The sequence below is a fragment of the Lentzea sp. NPDC055074 genome (assembly GCF_053608005.1).
Genome location: NZ_JBSGUQ010000011.1, coordinates 241,457 through 259,404, shown reverse-complemented (window position 1 = coordinate 259,404; position 17,948 = coordinate 241,457). Strand labels below are relative to the sequence as shown.

At 70.1% G+C, this 17,948-nt stretch carries 17 protein-coding genes; 8 read left to right on the top strand and 9 right to left on the bottom strand.

Annotated features, from left to right (window positions below):
* Window positions 1-6 precede the first annotated feature (6 nt).
* A complete protein-coding gene (locus ACWF7A_RS25455; protein ID WP_452252993.1) occupies window positions 7-1,392 on the top strand; it encodes a PP2C family protein-serine/threonine phosphatase in 1,386 nt (461 codons plus the stop codon).
* 71 nt (window positions 1,393-1,463) lie between these two features.
* Entirely contained in the window at window positions 1,464-3,095 is a 1,632-nt protein-coding gene (locus tag ACWF7A_RS25450; RefSeq protein ID WP_452252992.1) for a PHP domain-containing protein, read from the top strand.
* Between the two features lie 78 nt (window positions 3,096-3,173).
* Here the strand turns inward: ACWF7A_RS25450 and ACWF7A_RS25445 are convergent, their stop codons facing one another.
* Complete coding sequence (locus ACWF7A_RS25445) at window positions 3,174-4,013, bottom strand: helix-turn-helix transcriptional regulator (RefSeq protein ID WP_452253005.1); 840 nt, start codon at window positions 4,011-4,013, stop codon at window positions 3,174-3,176.
* Window positions 4,014-4,151: 138 nt separating this feature from the next.
* On the opposite strand from ACWF7A_RS25445, the gene ACWF7A_RS25440 reads away from it, so the two are divergent.
* Entirely contained in the window at window positions 4,152-5,096 is a 945-nt protein-coding gene (locus ACWF7A_RS25440) for an SDR family oxidoreductase (RefSeq protein WP_452252991.1), read from the top strand.
* Here ACWF7A_RS25440 and ACWF7A_RS25435 read toward each other — a convergent pair.
* Window positions 5,062-5,670, bottom strand: coding sequence for an alpha-ketoglutarate-dependent dioxygenase AlkB (locus ACWF7A_RS25435; RefSeq protein ID WP_452252990.1), 609 nt, complete (start codon window positions 5,668-5,670; stop codon window positions 5,062-5,064). The genes ACWF7A_RS25440 and ACWF7A_RS25435 overlap by 35 nt on opposite strands.
* A gap of 66 nt (window positions 5,671-5,736) precedes the next feature.
* Here ACWF7A_RS25435 and ACWF7A_RS25430 point away from each other — a divergent pair, with 66 nt between their 5' ends.
* Entirely contained in the window at window positions 5,737-5,880 is a 144-nt protein-coding gene (locus ACWF7A_RS25430) for a hypothetical protein (RefSeq protein WP_452252989.1), read from the top strand.
* A 158-nt stretch (window positions 5,881-6,038) separates the two neighbouring features.
* Here ACWF7A_RS25430 and ACWF7A_RS25425 read toward each other — a convergent pair whose 3' ends face one another.
* Window positions 6,039-6,578, bottom strand: coding sequence for a TetR/AcrR family transcriptional regulator (locus ACWF7A_RS25425; RefSeq protein ID WP_452252988.1), 540 nt, complete (start codon window positions 6,576-6,578; stop codon window positions 6,039-6,041).
* Window positions 6,579-6,628: 50 nt separating this feature from the next.
* Between ACWF7A_RS25425 and ACWF7A_RS25420 the strand changes: the two genes are divergently transcribed.
* A complete protein-coding gene (locus tag ACWF7A_RS25420; RefSeq protein ID WP_452252987.1) occupies window positions 6,629-8,227 on the top strand; it encodes an AMP-dependent synthetase/ligase in 1,599 nt (532 codons plus the stop codon).
* Window positions 8,228-8,294: 67 nt separating this feature from the next.
* On the opposite strand, the gene ACWF7A_RS25415 is transcribed toward ACWF7A_RS25420, so the two are convergent.
* Entirely contained in the window at window positions 8,295-9,122 is an 828-nt protein-coding gene (locus ACWF7A_RS25415) for a DUF2382 domain-containing protein (protein ID WP_452252986.1), read from the bottom strand.
* Between the two features lie 127 nt (window positions 9,123-9,249).
* Entirely contained in the window at window positions 9,250-9,954 is a 705-nt protein-coding gene (locus ACWF7A_RS25410) for an SDR family oxidoreductase (protein WP_452252985.1), read from the bottom strand.
* A gap of 81 nt (window positions 9,955-10,035) precedes the next feature.
* Here ACWF7A_RS25410 and ACWF7A_RS25405 point away from each other — a divergent pair, with 81 nt between their 5' ends.
* Window positions 10,036-10,857: a LysR family transcriptional regulator gene (locus ACWF7A_RS25405; protein WP_452253004.1), complete on the top strand. Its 822-nt coding sequence runs from the start codon at window positions 10,036-10,038 to the stop codon at window positions 10,855-10,857.
* A gap of 137 nt (window positions 10,858-10,994) precedes the next feature.
* Here the strand turns inward: ACWF7A_RS25405 and ilvD are convergent, their stop codons facing one another.
* Entirely contained in the window at window positions 10,995-12,683 is a 1,689-nt protein-coding gene (gene ilvD, locus ACWF7A_RS25400; RefSeq protein WP_452252984.1) for a dihydroxy-acid dehydratase, read from the bottom strand.
* Window positions 12,684-12,790: 107 nt separating this feature from the next.
* Window positions 12,791-13,960: an alginate lyase family protein gene (locus tag ACWF7A_RS25395; protein WP_452252983.1), complete on the bottom strand. Its 1,170-nt coding sequence runs from the start codon at window positions 13,958-13,960 to the stop codon at window positions 12,791-12,793.
* A 99-nt stretch (window positions 13,961-14,059) separates the two neighbouring features.
* Between ACWF7A_RS25395 and ACWF7A_RS25390 the strand changes: the two genes are divergently transcribed.
* Complete coding sequence (locus ACWF7A_RS25390) at window positions 14,060-14,482, top strand: DUF6210 family protein (protein WP_452252982.1); 423 nt, start codon at window positions 14,060-14,062, stop codon at window positions 14,480-14,482.
* A gap of 76 nt (window positions 14,483-14,558) precedes the next feature.
* Here ACWF7A_RS25390 and ACWF7A_RS25385 read toward each other — a convergent pair whose 3' ends face one another.
* Window positions 14,559-16,028 carry a DUF1996 domain-containing protein gene (locus tag ACWF7A_RS25385; RefSeq protein ID WP_452252981.1) on the bottom strand — a complete coding sequence of 490 codons (1,470 nt, stop codon included), beginning with the start codon at window positions 16,026-16,028 and terminating at the stop codon, window positions 14,559-14,561.
* 95 nt (window positions 16,029-16,123) lie between these two features.
* Window positions 16,124-17,044, bottom strand: coding sequence for a DUF4142 domain-containing protein (locus tag ACWF7A_RS25380; protein ID WP_452252980.1), 921 nt, complete (start codon window positions 17,042-17,044; stop codon window positions 16,124-16,126).
* Between the two features lie 125 nt (window positions 17,045-17,169).
* Between ACWF7A_RS25380 and ACWF7A_RS25375 the strand changes: the two genes are divergently transcribed.
* Complete coding sequence (locus tag ACWF7A_RS25375) at window positions 17,170-17,928, top strand: SGNH/GDSL hydrolase family protein (protein WP_452252979.1); 759 nt, start codon at window positions 17,170-17,172, stop codon at window positions 17,926-17,928.
* The last annotated feature ends 20 nt before the right edge of the window (window positions 17,929-17,948 follow it).

Sequence of the window (17,948 nt, the reverse complement as noted above, 5' to 3'; positions counted from 1 at the left end):
AAGCGGATGAGCAGCGCCGTGGGCATCGACCTCGACGGCTGGCAGCGCCTGGTGGACGGGCTGCGCGAAGCCGTCTTCGTCGTGGATGCCGCCGGAGTGGTGCGCGTGCGCAACGCCGCGGCCGCGGACCGGTTCCCCCGCCTGGGTGTCGGCGGGAAGTTCGACGTGCACGTCGCGGGCCGCCAGCACGACCTCGGCGATGGCTGGAGTGCCTGGTACTTCACGGACTCCACGTTCGACCACGCCCATCTGCGGCTCGCGGGCGGCGTGTCGCGCGAACTGACGCTGAAGACGATCGTGCAGATCGCGGCGGAACTGCTGGGTGAGCACTGCGTCGCCGTGGTGCCCGCGACACGTGACCGGCTCGAGTGGTGGCGGTGCGACGGCGGCGAACCGACGGTCACGCGCACGCCCCGCAGGGCGTCGGAGATCTCGGAGGTGCTGACCGGCACGTCGACGCTGACCAGGATCACCTCTTTGGGTGAGGGCAGCTGGGGCGTGCCGGAGGACTTCGGCTGCGCGCTGGCCGTGCCGCTGGGCGTCGGCGGGGCGCTGGTCGTGGTGCGCAAGGGCGAGTTCGCGCCGAACGACGTCGAGCGCGTGCGGCTGTTCGGCAAGCACGCGGCCGTGGCGCTGGAGTCGTCGTCGAAGCTGACCGAGCAGCAGCGGACCATCGAGGTGCTGCGGTCGGCCCTGCTGCCGTTGCCGCTGCCCGAGGTGCGCGGTGTGACGTTGGCCTCGGTGTTCATCCCGGCCCACCAGCGGGCACTCGTCGGCGGCGACTTCTACGACGTGCACCCGCGCACGGACGGCTCGGCGACGTTCGTGCTGGGCGACGTCTGCGGCCACGGGCTGGAGGCCGCGGTCCACAGTGGACGTGTGCGGCAGTCGCTGCAGGCGCTCTCGCTGGTCGAGACGAACCCGGTGCGGCTGCTGCACCTGCTGAACACGTCGTTGCGCGCCACCGGCTCGAAGCTCTTCACCACCCTCGTCGTCGGCGAGCTCGTGCCGCTGGCGGACGGGGGAGTGCGGCTGTCGCTCGCGTCCGGCGGCCACCCCGCGCCGCTGGTGCTGCGGGCGGACGGCACCGTGGACGAGGTGGGCGCGACGGGGGCGATCGTCGGAATCCTGGCGGACGTCCGGTTCTCCGGCGAGCAGGTGACGCTCGCGCCGGGCGACACGCTGGTGCTCTACAGCGACGGGTTCACCGAGGCCCGCGCGCACACGAACCGCACGGAGCTGTTCGGCGAACAGCGCCTGCGGGCGGTGCTCAAGGAGTGCAAGGGGCTGTCGTCGGAGGAGATCGCCCGGCACTGCGAGGCGGCCGTGCTGAAGTGGCTCGACCGCGACGACCACGACGACCTGGCGTTGCTGGCCGTCCAGGCGGTGTGAACGAATTTCCCGTGACAAGGGTTCATCTGCCGTTCGTTTGCCACGACAGGTCGACCGGCTGAGATCGGCGCATGGCCCACTCCCACGATCACCCGCACGGTGATCACACGCACCACCACCACGAGGTCGAGCCCGTCGAAGGCAGCTGGCTCGACCCCGGGGACGACCGCCCGTCGTCGGTCGAGCGCCGCAAGTTCCTGGCGGGCCTGGGCATCGCGGCCGGAGCGGCCGGCGCCGTCGCGGCCGGCACCGGCACCGCCCGGGCGCACGTCCCGGTCAACCCGTGGGGCGGCGGTGAGCGCTGGTACGCGGGCGACCACCACATCCACACCCAGTACTCCGACGACGGCCAGTACACGATCGCGCAGCAGGTCGGGAAGGCGCACGAGTTCGGCCTCGACTGGGTGGTGATCACCGACCACGGCGGGGTCGCGCACCAGAAGTTCTCGATCGACCAGATCACGCCGGACATCGAGAAGGTCCGCCGGTCGCAGCGTGACGTGCTGGTCTACCAGGGCCTCGAGTGGAACATCCCCGGCGCCGAGCACGCCACCGTGTTCCTGCCGCCCGGCAGGCACACCGTCGACATCCTCAAGGCGTTCGAGCTGTCCTACGACGGCCGGATCGCGAACAACTCGGAGCCGCTCGCCCTCGCCGCGCTGCGGTACCTGGAGGCGCAGGTCCTCTCGGGACGGACCGAGATCGCGCTGATGTTCGCGAACCACCCGTCCCGGCGCGGTGTCGACAGCCCGCACGAGATCCGCGGCTGGCGTGACGCGGCTCCCGGCGTGGCGGTCGGCATGGAGGGCGCGCCCGGCCACCAGGCCGCCGGCACGCCGAAGTCCGCGGGCGGCTCCGGCCGTGCGCGCGGCTACTACGACACGGCCGCCCCGCTGCCGGAGTCGTTCCAGGCCTATCCGCCGGAGTCCTACCGCACGCACGGCGGGTTCGACTGGATGACCGCGAAGGTCGGCGGCCTGTGGGACTCGCTGCTCGCCGAGGGCCGTCCGTGGTGGATCACCGCGAACTCGGACGTGCACCAGGTCTTCAACGACACGCTCACGCCCGGCAGGCAGGACTACGCCACCACCGGGTCGAAGGGCGCGCCGATCGACTCGGGTGTCAAGCAGACCACCTACGGCGACTTCTTCCCCGGCCAGTACGGCGCGAACGTCGTCGGCTCGCGGTCGAAGTCCTATGTGGACGTCATGCGCGGCCTGCAGGCCGGCAAGGTCCTGACCGTGCACGGCCACCTGATCAACGGCCTGGAGCTGCGCGTGCGCTCGCGCGACGACCTGCGTGGCGTGACGCTGGGAGGGCGGACGTTCGTGCGCAGAGGCGGTGACGTCGAGGTCACCATCGAGATCGACCGCACGACCGGCCCGAACTTCTCGGGCGCCACGCCCGTGCTGGCCAAGGTCGACCTGATCTCGGGACCGGTGACCGGCCCGTCCGCCGACCGCGACCTGTTCGTGGCGCCGGAGACGACCGTCGCGAAGACGTTCGAGGTGCCGCGCAAGGGCAAGATCCGGTTCACGCACACGTTCGCGAACGTCGAGCGGTCGTTCTACCTGCGGCTGCGGGGCAGCGACGGCAAGCGGCTCACGTCGTCGGGTGACCCGATGATCGACGAGATCGCGAACTCGGACCCGTGGCAGGACCTCTGGTTCTACGCCAACCCGGTGTTCGTGGACGTGATCTGAGCCCACCGCGCCAGCAGGTCGGGCTCGTGTCCGTGAACCGCGAGCCCGACCGGCTACAGGGGCTGCTGGTGCCGCTCGTCAGCCCGTCGGCGCAGCGGATCCGATGACCGACAGCAGTTGCAGCTTCTCGTAGCTCTCGCTGCCCGGCGTGGCGGTGTAGACCAGCAGGAAGTGGGACTGGTCGGGGTCGAGCAACGTCTGGCACTGCAGCTCCAGCGCGCCGACCTCGGGGTGCACGTAGCGCTTGAACTCCTTGGGGCGCAGGCCGATCTCCTGCCTGTCCCAGACGGCCCGGAACTCCTCGCTGCCGGCGAGCAGGAGGTCGGTGTAGTGGGCCGCGCGGGAACCGGGACCGTGCCGGGTCAGCGCCTCGCGCAGGCCCGAGGCGAACATGCGGCCGAGGAACTCGTGGTCGGCGGGTTCGTAGAGCCTGCGCGCCGACGGGTCGGTGAACCAGCGGTAGCCGAGGCTGCGGGCCGGGCCGGTGTGACGGCTCGAGTCGCCGGTGAGCGCGATGCCGAGCGCGGTCTGGCGCAGGGTCTCGCCCAGTTCGGTGACGATCTCGGCCGGGGTGTCGTGCAGGCGGTCGAAGATCCGCGCGAGACCGGGGCTGACGTGCTCGCTGAGGGCGCCGCGGGCGGGTGCCCCGTGGCCCGCGAGCCGGAACAGGTGGTCGCGTTCGTCGAGCGACAGGTGCAGGCCCTGGGCGATCGAGGCGATCATCTGCTCGGACGGGTGCGGGCCGCGTTCCTGTTCGAGACGCGCGTAGTAGTCGGTGGACATGTTGCAGCGGGCGGCGACCTCCTCGCGGCGCAGGCCGTTGGTGCGCCGCCGCGGTCCGCGGCGCAGACCGATGTCCTCGGGCTGCAAGGCCTCCCTGCGGTGCCGCAGGAACGCGGCCAGACCGGCTCGGTCGATCGCCACGGCGGCCTCCTCTCGTCTGCCCCATTTCTAACGCGCGCGCGGCGCCGTAGCCACGGATCATCAGGTCCTGGATGCGCTCCGGCCGTCCGTCCATCGTGGAGGAGACACCACGACGAAACAGGGGAGTGCACGATGAGCAGGAAGTTCGACGTCGAGATCCCGGACCTGTCCGGTCAGCGAGCCGTCGTCACCGGCGCCAGTGACGGGGTCGGGCTCGGCATCGCGGGACGGCTCGCGGCGGCCGGGGCCGAGGTCCTCATGCCGGTCCGCAACCAGCGCAAGGGCGAGGCGGCGATCGCGGCCATCCGCCGGCAGACCCCTGGCGCGACCGTGTCGCTGCGCTCGCTCGACCTCTCCTCGCTGGCCTCGGTGGACGCGCTGACCTCGGGGTTGCTGGAGGAGGGCAGGCCGGTGCACATCCTGATCAACAACGCGGGCGTCATGACCCCGCCGGAACGGCAGACGACCGCGGACGGGTTCGAGCTGCAGTTCGGCACCAACCACCTCGGCCACTTCGCCCTCGTGCTGGGGCTCCTGCCGTTGCTCGAGGCCGGCCGTGCTCGCGTGACCAGCCAGATCAGCATCGCCGCCAACCAGAACGCCATCAACTGGGACGACCTGAACTGGGAGCGCTCGTACAGCGGCGGCAAGGCCTACAGCCAGTCGAAGATCGCGTTCGGCCTGTTCGGGCTCGAGCTCGCGCGGCGCAGCGAGGCGGGCGGCTGGGGCATCACCAGCACCCTGTGCCACCCCGGGGTGGCGCCCACGAACCTGCTGGCCGCCCGTCCCGAGGTCGGTCGCGCCTCGGACACCCTCGGCGTTCGCGCGATCAGGGTCCTGTCGGCCGTGGGAGTCCTCGGCACGGTCGAGTCCGCCCAGCTGCCGGCCCTGCTCGCCGCGACGGCACCGGACCCGGCCCCGTTCTACGGCCCGAGCCGCGTCGCCCACCTGAGCGGACCGCCCGCCGAGCAGGCGCTCTACAGCCGCCTGCGCGACGTCGAGGAGGCCCGGCGCGTGTGGGAGGTGTCGGAGGAGCTGGTGGCTAGCGGACTCCGTGCGGGCGGAACTGGACGCTGATCCGCGGACCGACCACAGTGGACGTCTTCGGGATCGCGTGCTCCCAGGTGCGCTGGCACGAGCCGCCCATCACGAGCAGGTCCCCGTGCCCCAGCGCGTACTTGTGGGTCTCTCCGCCCCCGCGCGGCCGCAGCAGCAGGGCGCGGGGCGTGCCGACGGACAGGATCGCGACCATCGTGTCCTCGGTCTGGCCGCGGCCGATCGTGTCGCCGTGCCACGCGACGCTGTCCTTGCCGTCGCGGTAGTAGCAGAGCCCGGCGGTCGTGAACGGTTCGTTCAGCTCGGCCAGGTAGTGCCTGCTGAGGTCTTCCCGGGCCGTGGTGAGGACGTCGAACGGCAGGGCGCCCGCGTAGAAGCAGAGCAGGCGCGGCACGTCGACCACGGTGTCGTACATCTGGCGGCGTTCGGCCCGCCACGGCACCTCGGCGACGAGCTGGTCGAACACCGCGTCGGCGCCCGCGAGCCAGCCCGGCTGGACGTCGATCCACGCGCCGTGGGCCAGTTCGGTGCGGCGCGGGGCGAGCGGGGCCAGCTCCGGCTCCGCCTCAAGATCGAAGAGGGATCCCTGGCGCATGGCCGCAGCCTAATCGAACACGTGTTCTACGGCGACCCGCGGCGGTCGATGACGGACAATGGTGGCATGACTGGGGACGAGGAAGAGCACGCGCAGACGGGCGAGCACGTCACGCACGTCGTGCGCGGCAAGGTGCACGGAACGGTGGTGCAGGTGGGGAGCGTGGACGGTGACCTCGTCTTCCCTGCTCCCAAGGTCAGCAGGGACTAGGTGCTGTCCTGCAAGTCTCGTCGGGCGACAGTGGCGGCCGAGGGACCCGGAGGCGGCACCGCCGCAACGCCCGAATACGCCCGATGAGGGCGTCGCGGCGGCACCGCCTCCGGGTCTCTCGCCCGCGCCTTTCACCGAACGAACTTGCAGGACAGCGCCTAGGGCTTCAGCACGGCCCACACGGCGTCCGCGACGAGCTCCCGCGCCTGGGTCAGGTCGAAGACCCCGAGCAGGAACCGGCGCACCGACTCGTGCGCCGGCCCCATGGCCACGGGCTCCAGCGCCCACGGCGGCACCGTGCGCAGCTCGCCGGCCGCCATCCGGTCGAGGAACCACGCCAGCACCGGTGCGAACTCCGCCATCTTGGCCGCGGGGTCGGCGTGGTCCGGTGCGGCGTAGAGGAAACGTGCCCGGCTGGGGTTCGCGATGACCCAGTCGAGGTAGCTCAGCGTCAGGCCGCGCACGCCCTCGGAGGCCGAGTCGGTGCGCAGCGCGGGCAGCATCGCGGCGACGCAGCGGCCGTAGCTGTCGGCGTAGAGCTGCGCGAACACGCCCCCGCGGCTGCCGAAGTGGTGGTAGATGCTGCCGTTCGACATGCCCGACCGCTCGGTCAGGGCCGCGATCGTGACGGCGTCGAGGCCGCCTTCCTCGACGAGCTTCAGCGCCGCGTCGAGGAGAGACTGTCGTCGGTCGGGCATGAGGGTTAGAGTACCGCTCTGGAGCGACGCTCCAGAGAAGGGGAGAAGCAATGGCGCTGTCGATTCCCGGCCTGCTGCGCGACCGTGTCGCCCGCACGCCCGACGCCGAGGCGATGCGGTACCGCGACGGCGGTGGCTGGGTCTCGCTCACGTGGTCCGAGCTGCAGGAACGGGTGGCGGCGGAGGCGTTCGGGCTGGCCGGGGCCGGTCTGCGCAAGGGCGACCGCGTGGCGTTGATGGGCCGCACGAGCATCGAGTGGATCGTCACCGACCTCGCCGTGCTCGCCGCCGGGGGCGCCACCACCACGATCTACCCGAACAGCACGGCCGGGGAGGTCGCGCACATCATCGGCGACTCGGGCAGCCGGATCGTGGTCGTGGAGGACGACGAGCACGCCGCGTTGATGCCGGACGGCGTCGAGGTGCTGCGGTTCGGTGCTGTTCCGCGAGGTGAAGGCGACTACGAGGCGTTGATCGGTGACCTCGCGCCGGACGACCTGGCGACGTTGATCTACACCTCGGGCACGACCGGCACGCCCAAGGGTGTCGAGCTCACCCACGAGAACTGGCTCACGACGGCGGAAGCCGTTGCGTCCCTGGGCATTCTGCAGCCGACGGACCTGCACTTCCTGTGGCTGCCGCTCTCGCACGCGTTCGGCAAGGTGCTGACGATGGCGATGATCGCCGCGGGCGTGCCGACCGCCGTCGACGGCAGCGTCGAGCGGATCGTGGACAACCTGGGCGAGCTGCGGCCGTCCATCGTCGCCGCCGCACCGCGCATCTTCGAGAAGATCCACGGCCGGATCGTCGCGGGCGCGCGGGAGAAGGGCGGCGTCACCGAGAAGATCTTCCGGTGGGCCGACCGCGAGCACGGCCCGGCGACGCGCTGGCTCGCGGACCGGTTGGTGTATCGCAAGCTGCGCGACAGGGTGGGCGGCCGGATCCGCTACTTCGTGTCGGGCTCGGCGCCGCTCGCCCCGGAGATCGCCGAGTTCTTCGAGCGGGCCGGCATCACGATCCTCGAGGGCTACGGCCTCACCGAGTCGTCCGCGGCGACGTTCTTCAACCGCCCCGGCATGATCAAGATCGGCACGGTCGGCCCACCGATCCCCGGCATGGACGTCAAGATCGCCGACGACGGCGAGGTGCTGCTGCACGGGCCCGGTGTCATGCGCGGCTACCACAACAGGCCGGACGCGACCGCCGAGTCGCTGGTCGACGGCTGGCTGCACACCGGCGACATCGGCGAGCTCGACGACGCCGGCCGGCTGACGATCACCGACCGCAAGAAGGAGCTCATCAAGACCTCGGGCGGCAAGTACGTGGCGCCGACCCGGATCGAGAGCATGATCAACGCGGCGTCGCCGTACATCAGCAACGTGATCGTGCACGGCGACCGCCGCAGGTACTGCGTGGCGCTGGTGACGCTCGACCCGGACACCGCCTCCGGCCTCGCCGACGCCCAGGCCGAGGTCTCCCAGGCCGTCGAGATCGTCAACGCGCAGCTCGCGCGGCACGAGACGATCAAGCGCTTCGCGGTGCTGGAGAACGACTTCAGCGTCGAGGACGGGTTGCTGACCGCGTCGTTGAAGCCGCGCCGCCGCGAGATCGAGAAGCGCTACTCCGACGTGCTGGACGGCCTGTACTAGTGGCGTGACGCAGAACGCGGCGAACCGCCCACCGGCGGAAGTGGTGGGCGGTTCGCTGGACGTCCGGTCAGCGGCGGCCGTGTGGTTCGTCGTCGCGCTCGACCTCGACGCGCTCCTTGCGCACCTGGCCCTTGATCTCCTTCTGCTCGGTGACGGCGTCCTTCTCCAGCCGGACCCGTTCCGTGGCCTCGGTGCGCTTGCGCACCACCGGTTCCTCGCGGTGCAGCGTGACCTCGGCCTGCTCGTCGGCGAACGCCCGGCGCGGTTCGCCCGTCGCGGGCTCGCGGACGACGCGAACCTCCTCGTGCGTGACGGGCACGGTGATGTTGCGCTGCTCGGTGACGGTGTGCTTGACGAGCCGCACCCGGCCCGTCTCGACGCTGCGGGTGCCGACGTCGAGCTTCTCCTCGGAGAGCGTGACCTCCGCCGCGTCACCCTCGCCGCGCATGCCGGCCTTGTCCCGCACACCGGCCTTGTCCCGCGTACCGGCTTCGTTCCGCATGCCGGCCTCGTTGCGCATGCCGGCGCGCTTGGAGTCCTGCCTGCCGTCGAGACGGTCGTGCTCGCCGGTCTTGGCGTGCGGGATCATCCCGTAGTGCCGGTAGAGCGCTTCCTGCTCCTCGTCCGACATGTGGTCGTCCTTGGTGTGCACGCTCGGCGAGTCCTTCACCTGCTCCTTGGAGACCGGGACGGTGATCCCGCCGCCCGCCACCTCGCCCTGCTGGATCGGGACGAAGCTCTCCTTCATTCCGAAGAGTCCGGTGTGGACCTCGGCCCACATCGGCTTGCCGGTGCCGTCCTCGAGCCAGACCCGTTTGACCGACCCGATCTTCTCGCCCCGGTTGTCGATCACGTCGCAGTCGTACAGAGCCTCAACGTGCGTCTGGTCGATCATCGTGCCGTCCCTCCGCGTTTGCCTTGGTTGCCTGCCACCGCGAGGTACCCGCCACTGTGGACTTAATCGCGAGGGCCCACCGACCGGGTGACCGCGCGCGCGTGGCGGTTCAGCCGACCGGGGGACGTCACCACGGGATGACGCCGTCGTCGTCGAAGAAGCCGCCGCGTGGTCCGTCGTCGGGCAGGGTGGCGAGCCGGACCGCGATCACGGCACCCTGCTCAGGCGTGCGCGTCGAGGCGTGGCCGGTGAAGTCGGTGGCGACGTAGCCGGGGCAGCACGCGTTGATGACGACGTTCGTGCCGTCGAACGCCCGCGCGTACTGGACGGTGATGCTGTTGAGCATCGACTTCGACGGCGCGTACGCGGCCATGACCGGGCCGGTGCGCAACGCCAGCGAGCCCATGTTGCTCGACACGTTCACGATGCGCGGCGACGGTGCCTGGCGCAGCACGGGGAGAAGCGCGTTCGTGACGCGGACGACCCCGAACACGTTGGTGTCGAGGACGGTCCGGATCGTGCCGAGGTCGATCGTGGTGGGGTCCTGGGGCGCCGCCCCGCCGACGCCGGCGTTGTTGACGAGCACGTCGAGCCGGTCGATCGACGCGGCGGCCCGCGCGACGCTGTCGTCGGAGGTGACGTCCAGCGCGACGCCGAACGCGTCGATCCCCTTGGCGCGCAGGCGTTCGACGGCGTCCTTGCGGCGGACGTCGTCCCGCGCGCCCACCCCGACCGTGAAGCCGAGCGCGCCGAGGCCCTCCGCGACGGCGAAGCCGATTCCCTTGTTGGCGCCGGTGACCAGCGCGGTCTTCTTGTCTTTCACGAGGTCCATGCTCGGCGGCCGCGGACGGGGTGTCCAAGATCGATTCAGTGCGCCCTGATACCCCACAGGTATTAGGCTCGGACCGTGGACCTGGAAACCCGTGAACTGCGGTACTTCGTCGCCGTCGCGGAGGAGCTCCACTTCGGACGCGCGGCGGCACGGCTCGGCATCGCCCAGCCACCTCTCTCGCGGGCGATCCACCAGCTGGAACGGCGGCTCGGCATCCGGCTGCTCGACCGCGACCGTCGTGGCGCGGCGCTCACCGAGGCCGGCCGGGTGCTGCTGCGGGAGGCCCGATCGGCTCTGGCCGCGGTCGAGGCGGCCGCCCACCGGACCCGCAGGGCAGGCGACCCCGACCGGCCGCTGGTGCTCGTGACGAAGGCGGGCGCGTCCCACGAGCTGCTGCGCGCGTTGCTCGACGCGGTGAGCGACCCGGTCGAGGTGCTGCTGTGCGAGGTGGGGGAGCAGGCGCACCGGCTGCGGGACGGCCAGGCCGACGTGGCGATCATGCACCGGCCCTACGACGACCTCGCCGGGTTCGAGACCCAGGACCTGCATGTCGAGGGCCAGGTCGCGATCGTGCCCGCCGCGCACCCGCTGGCCGAGCGCGAGAGCGTCACGCTGGCCGAGGTCAGCGACGTGCCGGGCCTGCCGATCGCCCGCTGGCCCCGGCTCGACGGCACCTACCCCGACGGCCCCGGGCCCGAGGTGCGCACCCAGTCGCAGCTCGCCCAGCTCGTGGCGCTCGGCCTGACCCTGCTCGTCATCCCCGCGTCCAGCCGCGCGTGGCAGTGGCCGGAACACGTCGCCGTGCCCGTCGTCGACGCGCCGGACGTCACGACACTGCTCGCCTGGCCGCCGGGCGCTCCCGTCACCTCGCTGGTGCGCTCGGCGGCCAGTCTCCGCTTCTAGGCCCTGCAGGTCTCGTCCGCGACAGTCGCGGCCGAGGGCCGCGGAGGCGGCACCGCCCTCCGGTATGAGGACGTCGCGGCGGCACCCCTCCGAGTCTCTCGACCGTGACTCTCATCGAACAGACTTGCAGGACAGGGCTAGTCGCAGACGGCTCCGCGCGAGGCCGAGCCGACCAGCTTGGCGTACTTGGCGAGCACGCCGCGTTCGTAGCGGGGAGGCAACGGCGCCCAGCCCTCCTTGCGGCTCTCCAGGTCGGCGTCCACGTCGAGCGTGCCCTCGGCGACGTTCAGCGTGATCTGGTCGCCGTCGCGCACGAACGCGATGGGCCCGCCGTCGACCGCCTCCGGCGCCACGTGCCCGACGCACAGGCCCGTCGTGCCGCCGGAGAACCGGCCGTCGGTGAGCAGCAGGACGTCCTTGCCGAGGCCCGCGCCCTTGATCGCCGCGGTGATCGCGAGCATCTCGCGCATCCCCGGCCCGCCCTTGGGGCCCTCGTAGCGGATGACCACGACGTCGCCCGCGGTGATGGTGCCGTCCTCCAGGGCGTCCATCGCGGCGCGTTCGCGGTCGAACACGCGGGCCGTGCCGGTGAAGACGTCGGAGTCGAAGCCCGCGGACTTGACCACGGCACCCTCCGGCGCGAGCGAGCCCTTGAGGATCGTGATGCCGCCGGTGTGGTGGATGGGCTTGTCGAGCGCGCGCAGCACCAGCCCGTCCGGGTCGGGCGGGGCGATGTCGGCGAGGTTCTCCGCGACCGTGCGGCCGGTGACGGTGAGGCAGTCGCCGTGCAGCAGACCGGCGTCCAGCAGCGCCTTCATCACCACGGGCACACCACCGATGCGGTCGACGTCCGTCATCACGTGCCGGCCGAACGGCTTCACGTCCGCGAGGTGCGGCACGCGCGACCCGATGCGGCTGAAGTCGTCGAGGCTCAGCTCCACCCCTGCCTCGTGCGCGATGGCCAGCAGGTGCAGCACCGCGTTGGTGGACCCGCCGAACGCCATGACGACGGCGATGGCGTTCTCGAACGCCTCACGCGTCATGATCTGCCGTGCCGTGATGCCCTTCCTGAGCATCTCGACCACGGCCTGCCCGGACCGGCGCGCGAACCCGTCCCGGCGGCGGTCGGTGGCCGGGGGAGCGGCACTGCCGGGCAACGACATGCCCAGGGCCTCGGCCGCGCTCGCCATGGTGTTCGCGGTGTACATGCCGCCGCACGCGCCCTCGCCGGGGCAGATGGCGCGTTCGATGAGGTCGACGTCCGCGCGGCTCATCAGCCCGCGTGCGCAGGCCCCGACGGCCTCGAACGCGTCGATGATCGTGACTTCCTTCTCGGTGCCGTCGGACAGCGTGACCCGCCCCGGCAGGATCGACCCGGCGTAGAGGAACACGCTGGCCAGGTCGAGGCGGGCCGCCGCCATCAGCATGCCGGGCAGCGACTTGTCGCACCCCGCGAGCAACACCGACCCGTCGAGCCGCTCGGCCATCATGACGGTCTCGACGCTGTCCGCGATCACCTCGCGCGAGACCAGCGAGAAGTGCATGCCCTCGTGGCCCATGGAGATGCCGTCCGACACCGAGATGGTGCCGAACTCCAGCGGATACCCGCCCGCCGCGTGCACCCCGTCCTTGGAGGCCTTCGCCAGGCGGTCGAGGGGCAGGTTGCAGGGCGTGATCTCGTTCCACGACGAGGCGACGCCGATCTGCGGCTTCTCCCAGTCCTCGTCACCCATGCCGACGGCCCGGAGCATGCCGCGCGCGGCGGTGCGCTCCAGGCCGTCGGTCACGTCGCGGCTGCGTGGCTTCACGTCCGGTGTCTCGGTCATGAGGGCACGCTAGTGCCGCGGGCCGAAATTTGCCGTGACGATTCGCGATCCACCCCGCTGAGCGTGAATCGGCTCGTCCGACCTCGGTCCGCGGCACCAGGTCGCTTCTAGCTGGGGTTGGCTGCGTGAGTCAGCGTCTCCCAGGCGATGAACAGGTTGTCAGTCCCGTGTGGACGCTTCGACTCCGTGTAGAGCTTGGTGTTCGCCATCGCGATCCCCAACCGCGTGTTCAGGGCGTTGAAGCTGACCTCCGGCGTCGGCCCGAGCTCACGGGAGTAGCTCCCGCCGCACAGCCACGACGGCACCGGTTCGCCGTTCTGGTACTTGGTGTGCAGGCCCCACGCGTGCCGCATGCGGTCCTTGATCTCACCCCAGATGTCCTGGCCCTGGATCCGCGCGGTCTCGGCGAGGTGCGAGGCGGCACTCAGTCCGTAGGCCGTGTGGGCGAAGTCCCGGCAGGTCTCCTGGGTGAGGCCGTCGACGAACGTGGACTGGTTGTGCCAGTAAGAGATGATCTCGGCCCTGGTGTCGATGCCGCTGCCCGGCGGCGTCTTCGGCAGCGCGCCGTCGGTGGTCAGGTAGATGAACGCCTGGATGCGCGTCCGGAAGATGCTCACGGCCTTGTCGTAGGCGGCCTTGTCCTCCAGGAAGACGGCGATGCCGATCGACGCCTCCATCATGCTGAGCTCCCAGTTGCCGTTGGTGTTCGCACGGCCGTTCTGGATCTCGGGCAGGTAGACGGTGCGCAGCATCGTGGCGAACCGGGCGCTGTTGGGCCAGGTGCCGTAGACGTGCTTCATGATCTCGGCGGCCTTGGGCCAGCTGCTGGCCGACCACGCGGTCTGCAGCGGGGCGTTCGAGTTGGTGTGGTCGCGGATCGTGTTCGACCAGGCGTCCATGATCTGGATCGCCTTGGTCGCGTACCTGGTGTCGCGGGTGACGTACCAGGCCAGGGAGAGGGTGTAGGCGGCGAGCGCGTCCTCGCGTTCGTCGGTGCAGCCGTTGTTGGGGTTGCTGACGGGACCGCACTCGACGACGGCGCGGGGTTTCGGCGTGCGGTTCAGGTCGGCGTACTTCGACGCCATCATGCGGTCGTAGGCGGTCTTCCACGGCTGAGCGCCCGCCAGGACCTTGGTGCGCATGAAGTCCAGCTGTGGCCGGGAGACCACGACTCCGGGGTGGACGAACGTCGCCGGCGCCGCTTGGGCTGGGCCGGTGACCGGGACCAGAAGGGATGCGATCAGTGCGATCAGCACCGTGCAGGAGCGGGTGACCATGCGGTCAGTGTTAGTGGTCTATACCTTTGTGGTCAATCATTCCGGAACAAGGTTCACGGTGGTGAACCGGTTCATCGTTGTGAACCGGAGAATGGGCTCATGAGCTCCACTCGCTGGGTAGACCTCGACATGGACACGAACGACGACTGGTTGTACGTCGTGGTCGAGATGAAGACCGGGGTCCGCTACCGGCTGCAGTACGGCGGAACCGCCTGCCGGCAGGGTGAGGTGCAGGGATACCTCGTCCCGCTGGCGAGTCCGGACGAGCTGAGCGCGTTGCGCGACCTGTTCGAGAACGTGTACGGCGGCGCCGGGAAGTGGGGCCACGACTGGCCGGAGGCCGATCTGGCCAGGCTGCGCGAGATCGTCGAGGCCGTCCGGGACCGGACGGCGGGCGCGGCTGGTGCGGAGCACGTCCGGCTGCGGCTCGACGAGAGCCGGATGCACAGTGCCGACGAGGCGTGGATCCCGGTGATCACGGCGGACGGCCCGGGCGTCCTGTTGTGGCCCAACTCGGACTGATGCTCCACTGTGGACAGCGAGAGGCCCCGGTGCGCGGGAGGTGCACCGGGGCCTTTCACGTCACTCGGTCAGAGCGTCACTCGCGGCACTTCTTGCCGGTGTTCACGCAGTTGACGAGACGGTTCATGATCTTCTGCGACATCACGTTGGCGAAGTCGTCGTGGTCGGTGAGCGGGTTGTGCTCCTCCTCCGGGAAGGAGTCGACCAGGTAGCGACCTTCCTGCTGGACGTCCAGCGGGATGTTGTAGGTCAGCGAGATGCGCAGCTGCGGCACGGCCTTGAAGCCCTGCTTGCACTTGCCGTTGGCGTCGGGGAACACGATGTGGTCGCGGTGGTTCGCGGAGTCGATGTTCTTGCCGTCCCAGCAGCTCGGGAAGTCGTGCACGCGCTTGACCTTCGCGCCCTGCGGGCAGATCGGGTACTTGTCCATCAGGACCTTGTCCTCGAAGCCCGTGCAGGTCCAGGACGCCTTGGCGTTCTTCGGGCCGTTCTGGCCGGCCTTGGCGTCGCCGTAGAGCACACGGAGGAACTTGGGCATCGCGGTGACCTTGCCGACGGGCGAGCCGCGGAAGGTCAGGTCGACGACGGCCGGCTGCTGGATCTCGCCCTCGTTGCCCTCGAGCTCGTTCTCGGCGTTCTCCTCGGGGTTGTTCTGGTTCTTCTTGTTCTCGGTGCCCTCGGCCTGGGCGTCGTCGGCGTTCTCGCCGCCGTTGTCGAGGCCTTCCTGGCCCTGGGCCTTGTCCTTCACGGCGCACGCGGCGGCCGGGTTCAGGTCGGGGGCCTGCTGACCCTGGCGGCTGAACGCCAGCATCATGCGGTTGAGGATCGCGGCGCGCTTCTCGCGCGTCGGGCCGACGATGACGTTGTCACGGTCCTGGGCCTTGGTGCCGGCGACCTTCTTCTCGGCCTCCGCGGTCACCTTCTCGATGTTCTCGAGTTCCTTGTCGATCTCCGCCTGGGCTGCGTCCGGCACGTCCTCGGGGAGCAGCGACGCGACGTCCGGGCACTCGAGCTGGGCCGCTTCCTTGGCGGCCTTGTCCTTGTCCTGCTGGGCCTTGTCGTCCTGCTTCGGCGGGGCCTGCTCAGCGGGCTCGGCGGCCTCTTCCGCCTCCTCGTCGACGATGCGGACGACGGGCCAGAAGTAGGCGGACTTGTCGCCGTTCTTGCAGGTGGTTCCGGCGGCCTGCAGCGACTGGTTGTTCGAGTCCGCGTTCGTGGACAGGTTGCCGACGTAGTCGTGCAGGTGCTGGGCACCGTTGCGGACGCCGGGCTGCGCGATGAAGTTGTCCGGGTTGAAGTGCTTGTTCTCGTTGCGCCCGCAGTTCACGGTGAACGTGCCGGTGGTGGCGTTGTTCTGTTGCCTTGGTTTCTTGACGTTCGGCTTCACCTTGGTGATGTCGACGAACAAGCTCTTGTCCGGCCCGTCGGCGAGTGCGGTGCCATCAGAAGAACTGACGGCCACCACCGCGGCACCGCCCGCGACCACGGCCATCGCCGCAGCTGCGGCGGTGAGCCAGATCGTGGATTTCCTACGGTGAATAGCCATTTGCCACCTCGTGGTAGTCAGATAAAACGGCATGGCGAAGCTGACGGCGGAATGGGGCCGCTATCTTCGGAATTGACCTGGGTGTGCTGTTTTTTCTAGTACGAACGAGATTTCCGCCGTGTTTTCTTCGATCGGGATATCATTCGCATCCCCACCAGCGCGAGCGCGAGCACCGCGATGGCGCCGAAGAAGACACCGTTGTTGTCACCGAAGACGCCCTGCTCGGCGGTCCTGGTGAACCTGGTGCCCTCCGGCACGGTCGGGATCACTCCGTCGGTCGGGTTCGCCGTCTGGTCGGCCGCCGCCTGGTCGCCCGTCGCGTCCGGGGTCCCGGTGCTGTCCGCAGCGGGGGGTGGGGGCGCGAGCGGCTGCGGTGTCTCCAGTCCGGCGAAGTCGACCTTGCCGGTCTCCTCGAGCACCTTCATGTGGTCGAAGACGGTGATCATCGCTTGCGTGGAAAGGATGCGGATGAGCTCGTTCTTGGTGCCGGCCCGGATCTGCGCCGCGTAGGCGTAGACCTTGCCGTGGGCCGCGCGGAGCCTGTTGGCGAAGACGACGTCGAACTCGTCGCCGTTCGCCGCGTCCATCTCGGCGAGCCAGCCCTTCTGCTCGTCCGAGGCCTCCGTGGGCAACGTGTGGCCGAGCAGGACGCCCGCCCGGTTCACCACGTTGTCGAGGAGCGTGTGTCCCTCGATGAGGTGCTTGCAGGCCTCTTGGATCTTGGGCTGGTCGGCGCGCTTGGCCTTGCCCTTGTCGCCCGCGGGCTTCTCCCACAGTCCGGCCTGCTTCACCCGGTTCATGAAGTCCCGGTCGGCCGGACCGAGCGGCCCCCACTGCGTCTGGACGACCTCGTCGCCCTTGCCGCCGCTGTCGGGCGGCGGCGTCGAGATGGGGGTGGACGGCGTCGTGGTCGGCTGGCCGACAGCGGTTCCGGTGTTCAGAAGCACCGCCAGCGCACAGCCGGCCATCGCGACCATCAGTCGCGTCGGCTTCGCCAAGTCCAGGGGGAGTCGCACGAACGGGGATACGGCCAGGAATGGGGCTCTGCCTCAGTTCGAGACGTCGCTGTTATCGAAACGTTATCGAAGCGGCCGCAACCCCCGCCGAACTTGGTCCGAATGCCCGACATAAGGTCGTGAGCATGAGCAAGCGTTTTGTGGCGTTGGGGGACTCGTTCACCGAGGGTGTGGGCGACGAAGACGCTGGTCGTCCGAACGGTGTGCGGGGCTGGGCCGATCGCGTCGCCGACGTGCTGGGTGCGGTGGACCCCGAGTTCACCTACGCCAACCTCGCGGTGCGGGGCCGGCTGCTGCCGCAGGTGCTGGGCGAGCAGCTCGAGCGCGCGCTCGCGATGAAGCCCGACCTCGTCTCGCTCTACGCGGGCGGCAACGACCTCATGCGGCCCAAGGTGGACATTGACGCCCTGATGCGCCGATACCGCGCGGCCGTCGCACGGCTCGTGTCCGCGGGCGCGCGCGTAATCCTCTTCACGGGCGTCGACGGTGGTGACGACCCGGTGTTCCGCAAGATGCGTGGCCGCGTGGCCATCTACAACGAACACGTGCGCGCGATCGCCCACGAGCACTCGTGCGTGCTCGTCGACATGTGGAACATGCGCCAGCTGCGTGACCGTCGCATGTGGTCGGCCGACCGGCTGCACCTGAACTCGCTCGGTCACACCGAGGTCGCCATCTCCACGCTGGAGGGCCTGGGCGTCGACCACGCGCTGGAACGGACGCTGCTCGGCGTCGCGCCGCTGCAGGACCGGCGCGTCCGGCGCGCGGAGGACTGGAAGTGGGCCCGAGAGCACGTCGTGCCGTGGGTGATGCGCCGGGTGCGCGGTGAGTCGTCCGGTGACGTGATCCGGCCGCGCCGTCCGGAACTGCTGCCGCCTTCGTAGGTAGAACGTGTTCCTTCACG

Excerpts from the sequence above, each read along its gene's own strand:
- ACWF7A_RS25455 (WP_452252993.1), top strand. The coding sequence starts at position 7 with ATGAGCAGCGCCGTGGGCATCGACCTCGACGGCTGGCAGCGCCTGGTG.
- ACWF7A_RS25450 (WP_452252992.1), top strand. The coding sequence starts at position 1,464 with ATGGCCCACTCCCACGATCACCCGCACGGTGATCACACGCACCACCAC.
- ACWF7A_RS25440 (WP_452252991.1), top strand. The coding sequence starts at position 4,152 with ATGAGCAGGAAGTTCGACGTCGAGATCCCGGACCTGTCCGGTCAGCGA.
- ACWF7A_RS25435 (WP_452252990.1), bottom strand. The coding sequence starts at position 5,670 with ATGCGCCAGGGATCCCTCTTCGATCTTGAGGCGGAGCCGGAGCTGGCC.
- ACWF7A_RS25430 (WP_452252989.1), top strand. The coding sequence starts at position 5,737 with ATGACTGGGGACGAGGAAGAGCACGCGCAGACGGGCGAGCACGTCACG.
- ACWF7A_RS25425 (WP_452252988.1), bottom strand. The coding sequence starts at position 6,578 with ATGCCCGACCGACGACAGTCTCTCCTCGACGCGGCGCTGAAGCTCGTC.
- ACWF7A_RS25420 (WP_452252987.1), top strand. The coding sequence starts at position 6,629 with ATGGCGCTGTCGATTCCCGGCCTGCTGCGCGACCGTGTCGCCCGCACG.
- ACWF7A_RS25415 (WP_452252986.1), bottom strand. The coding sequence starts at position 9,122 with ATGATCGACCAGACGCACGTTGAGGCTCTGTACGACTGCGACGTGATC.
- ACWF7A_RS25410 (WP_452252985.1), bottom strand. The coding sequence starts at position 9,954 with ATGGACCTCGTGAAAGACAAGAAGACCGCGCTGGTCACCGGCGCCAAC.
- ilvD (WP_452252984.1), bottom strand. The coding sequence starts at position 12,683 with ATGACCGAGACACCGGACGTGAAGCCACGCAGCCGCGACGTGACCGAC.
- ACWF7A_RS25395 (WP_452252983.1), bottom strand. The coding sequence starts at position 13,960 with ATGGTCACCCGCTCCTGCACGGTGCTGATCGCACTGATCGCATCCCTT.
- ACWF7A_RS25390 (WP_452252982.1), top strand. The coding sequence starts at position 14,060 with ATGAGCTCCACTCGCTGGGTAGACCTCGACATGGACACGAACGACGAC.
- ACWF7A_RS25385 (WP_452252981.1), bottom strand. The coding sequence starts at position 16,028 with ATGGCTATTCACCGTAGGAAATCCACGATCTGGCTCACCGCCGCAGCT.
- ACWF7A_RS25375 (WP_452252979.1), top strand. The coding sequence starts at position 17,170 with ATGAGCAAGCGTTTTGTGGCGTTGGGGGACTCGTTCACCGAGGGTGTG.